We start from the raw sequence: 15,981 nt of genomic DNA, 5'->3' as shown, positions 1-15,981 counted from the left end.
CATACGAATGAAAAAATCTGTTTTGTGGATTGATAAACATTTTATTGTCGCTGAGGTGGATAAAAGGATCTATGGATCGTTTATCGAACATCTTGGACGCGCGGTATATGAGGGGATCTATCAACCGGATAGTATACTTGCTGACGAACAGGGGTTAAGGAAGGATGTAATTACATTAATTCGAAAATTGAATGTACCACTAGTACGTTACCCAGGAGGTAATTTCGTATCGGGCTATCATTGGAAGGACGGAGTTGGTCCCATCAAAGACCGCCCAGCAAAATTAGATCTAGCATGGAGTGTTGTTGAGACGAACCAATTTGGTTTAAATGAATTCATGGATTGGTCAAACAAAGCGAGCACAACTCCGATGATGGCAATCAATCTTGGTACCAGAGGAATTGAGGATGCTAAAAATATTATTGAGTATTGTAATATAGATGGAGGTAGCTACTACAGTGAGTTAAGGAAAAGTCATGGTTATGATAAACCTCATGATATTAAGCTTTGGTGTCTGGGAAATGAGATGGATGGTCCTTGGCAGATGGGACACAAGACAGCAAAGGAATATGGTAGGGTCGCAGCGGAAGCGGGGCGTATCATGAGAATGGTGGATCCCTCCATTGAGCTAGTGGCTTGCGGAAGTTCATCACTCGAGATGGATACCTTCGGTTCCTGGGAGGATACCGTTCTTAGTGAGTGTTATGACCAGGTAGATTACCTATCACTGCATCAATATTATGGTAATCAGGATAATAACACTGCGGACTTCTTGGCTAATACGGTTGCGATGGATCGTTTCATTCAATCAGTAGTTTCGATATGCGACGCAGTAAAAGCGAAAAAACGTAAAAGTAAGACGATTCATCTATCCTTTGATGAGTGGAATGTTTGGTATCATTCAAATGAACAGGATAAACAGTTGAAACGTTGGGGAAAAGTACCACATCAATTGGAGGACATCTATAATTTTGAAGATGCATTACTGGTAGCAGGCATGATGATAACATTACTTCGTCACGCGGACCGTGTTAAAATCGCATGCCTAGCACAATTAGTAAACGTAATAGCACCAATCATGACCTCTGATACCGGAGCGTGGATGCAGACAATCTACCATCCATTTGCATTAATTAGTAATTACGGCCCCGGAGTTGTATTGAATACGGTGGTGCAAGCACCGGTATACGACAGTAAGCATGGGGATGCTCCTTATCTGGATGCAGTTTGTATGATGAATGAGGAGCAGGAAACCTTAACAATATTTGCTGTAAATAAAGATCTACACGAATCCATGGAATTAAGTTGTGATTTACGTCAGTTTAAAGACTATCAGATTAAAGAGCATATAGTACTGACTCATCCTGACTTAAAGGCAGTTAACTCACAAGAGTTTCCGGATAATGTTGCACCGGTTATGGGAGGTACTTCAAAACTGGAAGATGGGATACTTCAAGCAATTTTATGTGATAAAAGTTTTCATGTTATTAGACTAGGGAAATAAAATATTAACGATAGTAGGATAGACAAATAATACGGAGTCAGCACCTTTATGCTAACTCCGTATTATTTGATTTACACTAATCAAAAATTATTACCTTTCCTTATTATTTTTACCTAGTTCTTCCCTGTAACTGGCAGGGCTGATTCCGACACATTGCTTAAAAGTTTTACTAAAGTGAAAAGGGTCAGTATAACCCACCATATTTGCAACCATATTTATTGTTAATGAATTATCATGGAAAAGCTGTTTTGCTATATTGATTCGATAGTTCATAATATACTTTGAGGGAGTAATATTCGTATGTTTCACAAATATTTTGGTCAAATAGGACGGAGAAAATGAAAAATGGTCGGCAATTAAATTTAGGTCAATTGGTTTTTGATAATTTTGTTCAATATATTTTTTGATTAACTCTGCAATTTCTTCTGAACTGTGAACTGATGGATCCTGATTAGCTGCAAACATCTCATGAGAAGAAAGAAATGTAAGTTCCAGTCTTTTTAGTAAACTGGTCAATTCGTCTGAGTTTATGGGTTTAAGCAAGTATGAGAACACACCGTATTCAATGGCTGATTTAGCATAGGAAAAATCATCATGACCACTTAATACAACACATTTTATATAGTTATTAAATTCAGAAATTTGCTTAATTAGTTGGATTCCGTCCAAGATTGGCATCTGAATATCAGTAAAAATTACATTGGGAGTTTGTTCCTTTATGAAACTTAATGCATCTTCACCATTATTAACAATACCAATAACTTTAAAATTATTATTAGCTTGTTCGATTTTTCTTGCAATATTCTTGGCTAATAATTTCTCGTCTTCAACGACTACAACAGAAAAAAACTTTTTATCATTCATCCAATTTTCCTCCTATTGTTAACAACGCGCCACCTTGTGCCAAATTAGTTATGCGAAAAATATGACTTCCCTTATATAAAATTTTAAATCGTATATAGATGTTCATAAGTCCCATACCACTTATCTCTAAATTAGGTAGTAACCCGGTTTTGTTTATTATATCGATTTTTTCGTTCAAGTTTTCGATTTCAGAGTCACTAAATCCCATTCCATTATCTGAAATGGCGAGCTCCCAATAGGATTTTGTTATAGTGCCGCGTATAGTGACTTTCCATGGTGGTTTTACTGATTTTGTTGTGAATTTAATGGAATTTTCTACGATAAGCTGCATGCAAAGTTTTGGAATTTTTATGCCTAACATTTCATCGGGAATGGAAATTTCATAAACTAGGTCGTCGTCATATCTTATTTTCATACATTTTAAATAATCAACGGTGTGATTTATTTCTAACTGTAGTGGAACCAATAATTCCTTATCGGAAGAAATGTAACGAAGTATACTCGAAATATTTTGGCACATTAATTGGATCTCAGTATTCATATTCTCATCGGCCATGGACTGAATAGCGGCTAATGAATTATATAAAAAATGTGGGTTCATTTGTGACTGTAAAGCAAGCATACGAGATTGCATTTCTTGATTTTGTAAGGTGATTTCTCGTTCCATAGATCGTTGCGCTTTTTTTTGCATTGTAACTAATGCGTCATAAAGAGTGTTGAATTCAATAATATGAGTATCAATATTAGGAAAGTTTTCATTAGTATTTGTTGTATTTAATTTGAAAGAGTGAACTTGTTTGTATATTTTTGTAATGGGTATGGTTATAATCCGTGCAGCTAAAAACGAAACCAAAAGCAAAACAATAGTAATTATAGCAAGCATGATCACATTAGCTTTTACATATTCACTGATAGGTTTAAACAAATCTTTATTTTTAACAACAGTGGCAACCGTAAAGTCTGTGTATTCTGAGGTTTTGTAAAATATATAGGTGTTATTATCATATTTGTAATTAAGAACTTTACTATCACTCGATTTTGGTTGTGAGATTATTGAAGTGTAATAACTTGAATTTTCGTAACTGGAAAATTCGGGATAAATTAAATTACCGTTTGAATCATATATGTAAATTGATTCGTTATAGGAGCTAATGATTTTTTTGACTTTTTTATTTAATAAAGAAATCGGATTTTTAACCTCAATAATACCCTGCGGGTTATTGTAAGAATTATAATACATTTCGTACATGGAAATAAAGGAGGAGCCATTTTTATAAGAGTAAAAGTTTTTAAGTCGACTATCTGTATCACAGGTTAATAATTTATAATGCTCAGATGACATAAATTTATCATACCATGGAAAATTTTTAGCTGTGTTTTTGGATGTTGACGTATCAAGACCCACACCAAATACTCCTTTATCGAGCGAATATAAGTAAATTTGCGCGACAGGTTGTTTTGGACCTAATATGGCGGTCAGCATATCAATAAGCACTTTTGTATTTTGAATATTATTATAATCTGAAATTTTGGTTGGTGATGTTTGATTTTCAACATTATTTACATAAGTTGAAAAACGTTCTTTAATTAAGTTGGAATAAGAGATGTTTTGTGCTACGGTATCTAATGTTTTTGCTTCTTCATCAACATATGTTGAAATTGTATCCGTATTTTGCGTAAGTTGTAAGTAAGCATTTTTCTCTATTTTTTTTGTTTCTGAAATAATAAAAAAGGACATTAAACATAGTAAAACACTAAATAATATATAAAAATAAGTAACAAATAGGGTGGATTGAATACTTTTGGTTTTTGGTGATCTTTTCATTAATTGAAGCCCTCTCTATATTTGCTAATTAGGTAGAATTATTACATATACATAACTCAAATCATATATTTCAATCCGAGAAGTCAACATCTATAATATTATCATAGCATTCAAATGTCAATAATGTATAAAAGGAAATAAGATTAGGTACAAATAATAGACATAATGCTTAACAAACCAGCAGGGAATAAAATTTTGTTTACTTTCGATCAAAATTAATAGGTATTAAATGTCTTTTACTGAAAGGTCAGATTCTAAACAAAGATGATTGTATTCATTTTCAGCTTTTAGTAAATTAGACTATTACCTGTGTTTCTATAAGGTGAAATTATTACATATACAATGCACAAATTATACATTCCAACAACAAGCTTTGATCACTATAATTAAGACATAGCATTAATATGTCAATAATTTATAAAAATAAATTTATTACAAGAATTTATTAGACATAATGCTAAATTGATATTGGAGGACAAGAAAGGAAGGTTTTATGAAAATTTGGAGAAAAGTGCTGACTTTAGGGTTGGCGGCAACCATGACATTCTTACTTGTGGCATGTGGTTCCAAGGGGGCAACAGAAGAAACTAAAGGAGGAGACAACGCAACAAAAGCGCCTACTGATACTAAGAAACAGGATATCACACTATCTTTTATGGCAAGTCAGGACTGGGTACAAGATGCTGAAATAGAGTTGGGCAAGAAATTTACAGAACAGACTGGTATCAAGATTGATTATCAGATTGTGCCATCGGATCAGTATAACAGTTTATTGATGACAAAGCTGAATACTGGCGAATGTACTGATATTTTTGGTGGTCAAAGCGGTAGATTCGATATTGTGACACAATATAATGTAGAAAAAAATGCGGTTGATTTATCCAGTGAAAGTTGGGCTAAGGATGTTGATCCATTAGCTGCTACAGAACTTTCGGTGAATGGAAAATTATATGGACAGCCAACACAAGATTTATCAGCTGTATGGGCTGTTGCATATAACAAGAAGATATTTAGTGAATTAGGACTTTCAATTCCTAAGAATTACGCAGAATTTAAACAAATATGTGATAAAATCGTTGCTGCAAAAAAGACTCCGATTTATGAATGTGTTTCCGACGGATGGCATCATGTTCTTTGGTTACCTGAAGCTGCAGTAGAGGCTGAAGTAGCTACACCCGGTCTTTTTGACAATTTAAATAATAATAAAACCACTCTTGCACAGGATCCTACAATGAAATTAATCTTAACTCAGGTTAAAGAGATGGTAGATGCAGGATACTGGGGTGATAACTACATGTCAAATACCTATGCGGATTCGGCTAAGAATATTGCATCAGGTAAATATGTAATGACACTTGCTAATCAAGGGTTTGGTACTGAGGTAAACAAGGTTGACTCTAAGTTCAGTGCAGATGACATCGGATATTTTGTAATTCCTTTGGCAGATAACCAGACTTTGAATGTAAATCCGTCCGGACCGTCCCGCTTTATCTTTTCAGGAAGTAAGAATGCCGAAGCAGCTAAGAAATATTTAGAGTTTATGGCTTCTGCTGATAGTTTGAAATATATGACAGATAACGTTGCGAAGTTTAATAAGTTGCCATATGTAAATGCTCCAACTAAGTATACAGATACCATCAAGGATTTCTATAACAGATATCCGAACCAGAAAACAGTACTTCAAACAGCTGTAAAATATGTAAATCCACAGTGGATGGATATTGGAAAGAATATGTCAGCATTGTTGTTAGGTGAAATGAAACCAGATGAAGTATTAGCTGCTATTGACAAAACTAGAACTGAACAGGCTACAGCGGCAAAAGATTCAGCTTGGGCTAAGTAGTTATAGGTAGTTATAGGTAGTAATGAGGCTGTCTTAATTGTTATCAAAGACGGCCTTATTTAATAAACAGGAGGAATTTTGACAATGAATAAGAACAAAGTCTACCCTATCTATTTTGTATTTGGTGCTCTTTTGTTATATGTCGTTTTATTTGTAATTCCCAGTCTGATAGGAATCGCATATTCTTTTACGGATTGGTCTGCATATTCGGATAAGTTACATTTTGTTGGATTAGATAATTTCAAACTGGTATTCTCATCAGATGAAAATTATATGAATATAATCGGTAATACGTTAAAGTTTACACTAATCACTACTGTATTAAAAAATGTATTAGGCCTTATTTTAGCTTTATTACTTACGAAATCAATTAAGTTTTTAAATTTTCATAGAGGAATTATGTTCATGCCTTCGGTTTTGTCAACCTTGATTATTGGTATGATATTCAAGTCTATTCTTGATCCGTCGGGAGGGCTATTAAATACTTTTTTACGTTCTATAGGACTCGGTTTTCTTGCGGGTAAATGGCTTGTAACTTCTGAACTTGCCTTTGGTTCGGTAATGGCAGTTGATATCTGGAGAGGAACCGGTTATATCATGACAATATTAATTGCCGGTATACTGTCTATATCCGTTACATACTATGAGGCGGCCGGCATCGATGGTGCTAACGGTTTTCAAAAGTTTCGTTATATTACCTTACCATTATTACTTCCGACATTAGCTACTACAACAGTTTTGAATGTGATTTATGGTCTCAAGATATTTGATATGATATATGCTTTGACTAATGGCGGTCCAGGAAAAACAACAACTGAAGTTTTATACACCGCAGTATTTAAAAAATTTGGTACAGGGCAATATGCTGTTGGAACGGCACTTTCTACAGTCATGTTTTTATTTATGGTGGTAATTGGAATCTTTATGATAAGGATTATGACAAAGGATGAGGTGGTGGAATGATGAAGAAAAAATTATATGTAATATTAAGAAATCTGGTTGCTTGGTTAATATCAATTATTTCACTGGCTCCGTTGATTTTAATTTTGTTCAATTCCTTAAAAACTAGTATTAATGCATCGGACATGAATCTTAGTTTCCCACAGTTCCCTTTACAGTGGAGTAATTTTTCTGTAGTTATCGAGAAAGGGAAATTATTACAATCATTTATTAACAGTAGTATATATACGGTTGGAAGCGTGGTTATCTGTTGCGTTTTTTCTTCAATGGCAGCCTATGTGTTATCCAGAAACCGTACAAAACTGAGTAAGGTGATATATTTATTCATAGTTCTTGGAATTACGATGCCGATGAATTATGTTGCGTTAGTGAAGGTAATGATGATGTTACACCTCAATAATACGAGACTTGGGATTGTGCTTTTATATGCGGCAATGCAGATTCCTTTTTCCATATTCTTGTTATACAGTTTTATATCTAAGATACCTACTGAACTGGACGAAGCAGGCATTATCGATGGCTGCAAGCCCATAAGGCTATTTATTTCGATTGTATTCCCTCTGCTTAAGCCTGCAGTTGCTACTGTTATTGTTCTTACCTTTTTAAATAATTGGAATGAATTTGTCTCTCCTCTTTATTTTTTGAGTAGCTCAGCAAAATGGCCGATGACCTTGTCCGTCTACAACTTTTTTGGAATGTTTTTCAAGGATTGGAATCTCATTTGTGCAGATATTGTAATGACAAGTATTCCTGTTATTCTGATTTATCTTTTTGGACAGAAGTATATTGTATCAGGAATGACAGCAGGAGCTGTAAAAGGATAATTCATAAATCATATAAATGATCGACAGCGAGGATTCTTGTAATTAATAATGAATTAGGATATTAATTCAGGCATACACACGACGAATAGGGGGTAACGATGATGTTATCAACACTAAGAAAAGCAACAGAAGAAAAAATAAAAGTATTAAGAATGAGATTAAAGAAAAATAAAAAAAGTAATGAATTAAAAAATAAAGCCGTTGATTTAAAAAATAAGGCGGGTAATATAAAAAGTAAGGCTGGTAAATTAAATAAAATTCATATAAAGCTGATTGGAGCATTTTTAATTCCGGTAGGATTCATCATTTTTTTAGGGACTACATCATTCTTAAGAGCATCTGATGCTCTGGTTAATAACTACAAGACATCAACGTTATCCAATATGAAGAATATGGCAGGCTATATTGATCTCGGACTTCAGATGGTTTCGGATAAATCGATTCTACTGAATACAAATAGTGTACTGAAAAATTATTATTCCGGAAATTACAAAGATGATTTAGTTGATGAGCAAAAGAAATTTAAAGAGTTGCAGGAATTTGTATATGCAAATATTTTATCTGACAGTATTATAAAAAACATCTATATATTCGGCAGTTATGGAAATGGGATCTTGACCCAAGGAATATCCCCAAGTTCGCTGTATCAAGACTTCAACCTATCTGATGAAGGAAAAAGTTTTATGGATTCAAAGGCTAAAAATCAATGGATTGGAGGACATTCCTATCTGGATCGGGTTACTACAATAACGGATAGTGATTATTCGATCAGTAATGTCAGCTATATCTATAATAGAAATAGCGAAAAGATTGGTTATATCATTTTGGATGTATCTACGGATTTTATTAGCGATACGTTAAAGGGAAGTGGGCTACCAAAAGGGAGTATAGTGGCGTTTGCTTCAAATGACGGAAAAGAGATACGGAGTGATTCATCATTAAATAAAAAGTATTTTAGTGGTCAGGAATACTATAAAAAACTGATACGGAATGGGAAAAAGGAAAGCGGCTTTGACAATGTAGTTGTAAATAGTCAGAAATATCTTTTTCTTTATAGTTATGTCAAACAAAGTGACAGCTATCTGTGTGCATTGATTCCACAAAGAATCATTACGAAGCAGGCAGATGCAGTGAAGAACCTTACTGTAATCATTGTTCTGATTGCAAGCGTAACTGCGATTATATTCGGATCGGTGATATCCTATGGCATCAGCAATACCATTAAGACCATCAATGGGGTGCTTGATAAAAGTACATCAGGCAATTTAACAAATAAAGTTAGTATCAGACGCAAAGATGAATTTTCTATGTTAGGAAATGGTATTAATCAATTATTGGAAAGTATTAAGGGTTTGATACGGGATATGGCAATCGTCAGCAAGACGGTTTCTTCATCGGCGGTAGGGGTTTCAGATAATGCTGAGATACTTATGCATACCACACAAAATATAACTACATCCGTTGGTGAAGTTAAGGAAGGTATTCATTCACAATCACAAGGAACCGAAAGTTGTCTGTTGCAAATGTCGGATCTTTCTGAGCAGATTGGTAAAGTATCAGAGAATACTCTGTATATTAAACGATCAGCGGATACTACCAAGGAAGTGGTCAGAAAAGGTATATTAATCATTGATGATTTAGGTAATAAAACGAAAAAATCATCCGAAATTGTGAAATCTGTAATCAATAATATTGAAAATCTGGAGCAAAAATCTCGTGCAATCTCGGATATCGTAAAGAGTATCAATGAGATATCGGAGCAGACGAATTTACTTTCATTAAATGCTTCCATTGAAGCTGCCAGAGCCGGTAGAGAAGGAAAGGGCTTCAATGTGGTGGCTAATGAGATAAGAAAGTTAGCGGATCGTTCCTCGATAGAATCGGAACGGATCGGAAAAATTATAAAGCAGATACAAACTCAGACTCAAATTACGGTGAAAACCGCAAGACAGGCGCAGGATGAAGAGGCACTAAGAGAGGATGCGTTAAACAATACAATCATTATCTTTCATGATATTGATAATAATGTGGAACAATTATCGGTGGTTCTTGACAACATTACATTAAGAATTAATGAAATTGAAAATGCAAAGGAAGATGCTTTAGCGGCAATTGAAGAGATTTCCGCGATTTCAGAGCAGACGACCGCAGCGATGGATCAGCTCAGTGAAACGGCCAGAGAACAGCTGAGAGCTGTAGAAGCTCTGAATCAGACCGTGGATGAGATGGGGCATGATTCGAATGTTCTGGAGGAAAAAGTCAATATATTTGTTACTGAAGACTAATTTGTTGTCCTTGTTAAATCAATGGAAAGAAATAAGTGAAATTTAAAGAATTTGTGTGATAAAGGGGTTCTATTCAGTAGAACCCCTAAATTAGGTATCGTTTATAAGATCGTTTATAATTAATGGATGGAGGATACTATGTTAGAAGCAATTGAAAGGTCAGTAAGAAAAATCATCAGGGTTGAACGAAAAAAAGATGCACTAATACTGCATTCCAATCATGGTATGATAAAGCTTGAACCAAAAACCGCGGATATCATTAGGGTGGTTTATACCTTGGCAGATGCATTTAACGAGCAGGTGAAACCGGGAATTGTATCAAATGATGCTTATGGTTGCTGGAATTATGAAGAAACAGAAAACGAAATTATACTAAGAACAGAAAAACTTAGTTTGATATTGAATAAAATCACGGCATCCATTAAGTATTTTGACCAAAATGGTAAACTCCTTCTTAAGGAAAGAGATTATGAAAGTAAAAATCTAGAGGAATTTGATTCGTTCAAGACAGTAATCGATGAGAATACGAAAATCGAAAAGGTAGTCACGCCAGACGGTATTAAAGAAGTGATAAAGGATGCTGCGAAAGTATTTGACAAGAAGCTTTATAGAACCAGGCTTTTTCTCGAATGGCAGGCGGAGGAATCATTATACGGACTTGGACAGCATGAGGAAGGGTATCTGAATCTTCGTGGGACAACTGCCTTCCTACATCAGGCAAATAAGAAAATTACAATACCACTAATGGTATCCAGCCTGGGGTATGGGTTGCTGGTAGATACTTATTCACCGATGATATTTAATGATACTAATTTTGGTTCCTATCTGTATACACAAGCGGATGAGGAGATGGATTTTTACTTTATCCATGGAGGTCATATGGATGGAGTAATCAAAGGATATCGATATCTAACGGGCAAAGCGGTTATGTTGCCGAAATGGGCATTTGGTTTTGTACAATCTCAAGAAAGATATGAGAGTGCAACTGAAATGATCGATCTTGTTAAGAATTACAGAAGCAGAGAAATTGGTCTCGATTGCGTTGTGCTAGACTGGCGCTCCTGGGAAGGGGAGTTATGGGGACAAAAGACCTTTGATAACATACGTTTTAAGGATCCCACGGCTATGATGGAGGAGATACATGAAAATCATGCGAATCTGATGATTTCTATCTGGCCGAATATGAGTAATGATTGTGATAACTACAAGGAATTTGAAAAAAAGAAGCTACTTTTACAGGGTAGTAGTATATATGATCCTTTTACTGAGGAGGGGAGAAAGCTTTACTGGGAGCAAGCGAATAAGGGACTGTTTTCTCATGGAATAGATTCTTGGTGGTGTGATTCCTGCGAGCCGTTTACGCCGGAATGGAATCATATGGGTGAGCCGGAGGCAAGCACCATGTATCATGAGTTTTATGATACTGCCAGCCAGTATATTCCTGCCGAATTAACAAATTCTTATGGTTTGTTTCATGCAAGAACTATGTATGAGGGACAGCGGGGAGTCACGGATGAAAAAAGAGTAGTCAATCTCACTCGTAACGGTTATACAGGTCAGCAAAGATATGGAACGGTTCTTTGGTCCGGAGATATATCAGCAAACTGGCAAACGATGGAGAGACAGATAGCGGCAGGACTTAATTTCTGTGTAAGTGGTATTCCATACTGGACGCTGGATATTGGAGCTTTCTTCGTAAAGAAAGGCGTACAGTGGTTCTGGAACGGAGATTATGAGTTGGGTTATGAGGATCTAGGGTATCGCGAATTATTTACTAGGTGGTTCCAGTACGGATGCTTTCTCCCTATGTTTCGAAGCCATGGAACTGATTTTCGCCGTGAGTTATGGAACTTTGGAGATCAAGAGGATCCATTTTATAAGGCACTAATAAAAATAAATCATATGAGATACGAACTCATGCCTTATATCTATTCCATAGCAGCAAGAGTATGGAAGGACGATTACACTATGCTCCGAATGCTTGCCTTTGATTTTGCGGATGATTCAGCAGCCAGAGAAATTAAGGATCAGTTCCTGTTCGGTGATTGCCTAATGGTATGCCCTGTTACTCAACCCATGTATTATGAAAAGAATTCAAAGCCGATTGAGGAGTCATTAAAATCACGTAAGGTTTATCTTCCGGAGGGAGCAGACTGGTATGATTTCTGGACAAATAAATATTATGAAGGCGGACAGATAATCACTGCAGAGGCACCAATCGATATTATACCGTTATTCGTCAAGGCAGGAAGTATATTACCAATGACTGAGTTTATGAATTACGTTGATGAGATACCGGATGCGCCGATTGAGATACGTGTTTATTCCGGTAAGGATGCTGAATTTGAACTTTATGAGGATGAAGGTAACAGTTATCGTTATGAGAATGGAGAATATGCAATTACGAAGTTGACCTGGTCTGAAACTGAACAAAAGCTGAGTTTTGGAGATGTAGTAGGGAGCTATCAGGGAATGGTGAAGGAGAGAGATTATAAGTTAAATATTATAAGATAGACATTATAAGATACTCTTCATTAAAAGCTCACGAGTTCAGATATCAATTAGTAACAGAAAATCAACTATAAAGTAATGATATTCATATAAATAGACAGCGAATAGCAAAAGAGGGTTCACACGGCTTGCATTAAAATATGCATGGGTGAACCCTCTTTTTTATAGCAAACCCAAGGTTTTTTATAGCAAAAACTCCGGTTTTTATTCTGATCTGTCTTCTTCATTATGCTTTCCGATTTGGATTTTCCTATATTCGGAGGGTGTGCAATTTTTGATACGTTTAAAAATTTTAATAAAATAACTAAAATTGTCAAAACCAGCCTCCATTCCAGCTTCCATGATGCTAATGCTTGTTGTTTCAATAAGAGCAGCTGCGCGATCAGTCCTATAGCTGTTGATATAGTCAACCGCTGTAATACCGGTAACCTTTTTGAAGAACCTGCAAAAATAATAGCGGTTCATATTCAGTTGCGCTGCTAAATCATCAATTGTAATTTTGTTCTGATAATGTTCCTGTATATATTGAATTACTATTTTCAGTCGTTCAACGTTTTCAGTCAAAGGGATATTCCCTTTAACATTGGTTGAATAAGCCCCATTGGCCAATAGTAGCGAAAACAACAGTAAAAGCCGTCCTTTCACTGCAAGATGGAAACCATACTCTTGTTTATAGAGGCTGGTAGAAATCTCTTTCAAATGATGCAAAAGCTCCAGTTCCCAAAGATTTTCACCGGTATAGCAGACTCTAATAATAATTTTGTTCATTTTGATATCTTTTAAATATTCAATACATTTGTCAGAAAAATCAACCAAGTCCTCAAGATCAAAGACAATCGCATCATAACTGCAGGGGTGATCATTTACTGTTAACCCAGAATGGAGTCTACCACCATTGATAAATATCGCTTGGCCTTCCTTCAATTCGTAGCACTCATCATCTATTTGAAAAATTGCGGTTCCTTTTGTCATATATATGATTTCAAATTCCTTATGCCAGTGATAAGGAAGAATTTGAATGGATTGTATGTCGGTAATTCGATAAAAACCAACCGGAAACAGAGATTCACCTCGAATCGCCTTCTCTTTATACATTTCTTTTTGGAAACTTTCCATTTAGCACCTCGCATGTCAATATAATATTATAATGAGTCAAAAATGAGCAAGAATATCTTTGATAAAATCAATATAATTACATTGTAAATGATTTTATCAATTAATGCCAGAGTAATTTGTTTAAGAAGGATCCTATTAATTGAAGTACAATATGGTGTAGTGATTTAAGAGAGGAGAATAATTATGAATCAAGACATTAGTGAAAGTCCATGGGTGGTAACCTTTTCACCGAATGATACTTTGGAAGAGAGGCTAAGAAAAGCGGCTCACGTCAAACCAAGCGATGCTCAGCTTGCATGGATGGAAAAGGAATATATTGGGTTTATACATTTTGGACCGAATACCTTCAGCGGAAGACAATGGGGAACAGGGAGTGAAGACCCCTCCAATTTTAACCCTAAAGACATTAATCCAGCGCAATGGATAAATGTATGTTCTCGGGCAGGGATGAAAATGGCGATTCACACGTTAAAACACCACGATGGGTTTTGCCAATGGTTCACCGATACTACAGATTATTCAACGAAAAACTCTCCGGTTAAGCAAGACATTGCACAGTTGCTGCAAAATAGTTGCGAGAGTAATCAAATTGAACTTGGAGTTTATCTCTCACCATGGGATATGCATCAGAGAGATCTTGGTTTATGGAATACAGAAGAGTACAACAATTACTTTCTTGCACAACTGAAGGAACTGCTGACTCAATATGGTGATGTGAATGAAGTATGGTTTGATGGTGCCTGCGGTGACTATGAGATATGGAAAAAAGTTCCTACCTATAAACCGGACGATTGGTATGATTATATAGAGTCGGTTCAGCCTAATGCAGTATTTAGGATGTATGACCCATATATGTTTACATCGGAGGAGAAATGGGAGGAAATCAAGGCAGGTGAAGCCAAACTTGAGTGGAGAGGAAAAGCAGTACGTTGGGTTGGAAATGAAGAGGGTAATAGCAGAGCCAATGAATGGAGTGTTCAGCCTGTATTTGATAGGATGATAGCTGAAAATGCTACCTTTCAGGATTTGGGGGAGGAAAAATACTATCAAAATGCAGTAGGTGCTGTATGGTATCCGGTGGAAGTGAATACTACCATATTGAATCAATGGTTCTGGAACCCGGATACATCAAAAGTAAAAAGTCTAAGCAAGTTAATTGATACGTATTATAATTCCATCGGCAATAATGGTGTACTGCTTCTGAATATCAGTCCTGACAGAAGTGGGGTAGTACCCGAAGAGCAGATACAAGCCCTTATGTTGTTGAAAGAGTTCACCCGTCGGACATTCAGCTTTAATCTAGCAGCAACAGCGAACGTTATTGCAAGCAGTGAGATTTCGGATCATAAAGCAACTACAATATTAGATAATGATAAGATGACATATTGGACTACCGACGGAGTATGGGACGTTAATAACAGCAAGGCTTCTATTACTTTAGATTTGGGAGAAAGTAAGACGTTCGACAATGTTATGCTACAGGAATATGTTAGAGAAGGGCAAAGAATTGCAGAATGGAACTTTGAATTTTGGAATGGGCATGAGTGGAAGGAATTAGTTCATTATAAAACCATAGGCTATAAGAATATTAAACGTATCGAACAAGTCACAACAGATCGAGTTCGGTTTAACATTCTGAGAAGTTGGGATAATCCGATGATCAATAACTTCGGGCTTTATCTTAGTGATTTTCCGGAAGATACAAACGATGTAAAAGATAGCATACAAACAGGATTTAATCCGGTCCTTACAGACGCTACAAAATTTGTTAAAGGGATAGAATATAAGTATTATACGGGAGGCATCCAGACTGCAGCTTTAATTGAGTCCACATCCATAATAAAATATGAAAAAAAAGGTATACTCGAGACAATCAATGTCAATCCGGCTGAGGTTCCTTTAGGATATTCATTATCTTATGAGGGGTATATTAATGTACCGGTGGAGGGTGTTTATACCTTTAAGCTGGAAAGTACTAATGGAAGTGTATTGTTGCTTGGTGGGAAACTACTTGTTGACAATGATGAGCCTCATGATTATAAAGCGGAAGAGACCATGATTGAGCTAAAATCAGGTTATTATCCGATAAAAGTGCTATATACCAGCTTCAGACAGGTTGGGGAGCTAAAAGTAAGCTGGAGCGGCCCTGAGTTTGGGATGGGAGAAATTACATCAGGGTATTTAGTACATTAAATATGAAATAAAAATCAATCAGCTTAATATTCAGAGAGCTTCATTCCGGGTAAAAA

Annotated in this window: 10 protein-coding genes; 7 read left to right on the top strand and 3 right to left on the bottom strand. The window is 35.8% G+C overall.

Annotated elements, in window-relative coordinates; genetic code table 11:
- Positions 1-7: 7 nt before the first annotated feature.
- Entirely contained in the window at positions 8-1,504 is a 1,497-nt protein-coding gene (arfA, locus tag AC6IWN_RS12975; protein ID WP_497987835.1) for an arabinosylfuranosidase ArfA, read from the top strand.
- 90 nt (positions 1,505-1,594) lie between these two features.
- On the opposite strand, the gene AC6IWN_RS12970 is transcribed toward arfA, so the two are convergent.
- Complete coding sequence (locus tag AC6IWN_RS12970) at positions 1,595-2,368, bottom strand: response regulator transcription factor (RefSeq protein WP_497987834.1); 774 nt, start codon at positions 2,366-2,368, stop codon at positions 1,595-1,597.
- Complete coding sequence (locus tag AC6IWN_RS12965) at positions 2,361-4,193, bottom strand: cache domain-containing sensor histidine kinase (protein WP_497987833.1); 1,833 nt, start codon at positions 4,191-4,193, stop codon at positions 2,361-2,363. Before AC6IWN_RS12965 ends, AC6IWN_RS12970 begins: the two co-directional genes overlap by 8 nt.
- 493 nt (positions 4,194-4,686) lie before the next feature.
- Here AC6IWN_RS12965 and AC6IWN_RS12960 point away from each other — a divergent pair, with 493 nt between their 5' ends.
- From AC6IWN_RS12960 to AC6IWN_RS12940, 5 genes are all read left to right on the top strand, one after another.
- Complete coding sequence (locus tag AC6IWN_RS12960) at positions 4,687-6,036, top strand: ABC transporter substrate-binding protein (protein WP_497987832.1); 1,350 nt, start codon at positions 4,687-4,689, stop codon at positions 6,034-6,036.
- An 84-nt stretch (positions 6,037-6,120) separates the two neighbouring features.
- On the top strand, positions 6,121-6,999 hold the full coding sequence (locus AC6IWN_RS12955) for a carbohydrate ABC transporter permease (RefSeq protein ID WP_497987831.1): 879 nt from the start codon (positions 6,121-6,123) through the stop codon (positions 6,997-6,999).
- A complete protein-coding gene (locus tag AC6IWN_RS12950; RefSeq protein ID WP_497987830.1) occupies positions 6,999-7,820 on the top strand; it encodes a carbohydrate ABC transporter permease in 822 nt (273 codons plus the stop codon). Before AC6IWN_RS12955 ends, AC6IWN_RS12950 begins: the two co-directional genes overlap by 1 nt.
- A 98-nt stretch (positions 7,821-7,918) precedes the next feature.
- Complete coding sequence (locus tag AC6IWN_RS12945; RefSeq protein ID WP_497987829.1) at positions 7,919-10,105, top strand: methyl-accepting chemotaxis protein; 2,187 nt, start codon at positions 7,919-7,921, stop codon at positions 10,103-10,105.
- A gap of 138 nt (positions 10,106-10,243) precedes the next feature.
- The gene (locus tag AC6IWN_RS12940) at positions 10,244-12,619 is read left to right on the top strand and encodes a glycoside hydrolase family 31 protein (RefSeq protein ID WP_497987828.1); all 2,376 of its coding nucleotides are present in this window, start codon (positions 10,244-10,246) and stop codon (positions 12,617-12,619) included.
- A 201-nt stretch (positions 12,620-12,820) separates the two neighbouring features.
- Here AC6IWN_RS12940 and AC6IWN_RS12935 read toward each other — a convergent pair whose 3' ends face one another.
- The gene (locus AC6IWN_RS12935) at positions 12,821-13,732 is read right to left on the bottom strand and encodes an AraC family transcriptional regulator (protein ID WP_497987827.1); all 912 of its coding nucleotides are present in this window, start codon (positions 13,730-13,732) and stop codon (positions 12,821-12,823) included.
- Positions 13,733-13,915: 183 nt separating this feature from the next.
- Here AC6IWN_RS12935 and AC6IWN_RS12930 point away from each other — a divergent pair, with 183 nt between their 5' ends.
- Positions 13,916-15,925 (top strand): alpha-L-fucosidase, encoded by a 2,010-nt coding sequence (locus AC6IWN_RS12930; protein WP_497987826.1) that lies wholly within the window; start codon positions 13,916-13,918, stop codon positions 15,923-15,925.
- Positions 15,926-15,981: the final 56 nt, after the last annotated feature.

Source organism: Variimorphobacter sp. HTMS_6 (assembly GCF_059717775.1).
Note: the sequence above shows the minus strand (reverse complement) of the source record. Positions and strands in the feature narration are given on the sequence as shown.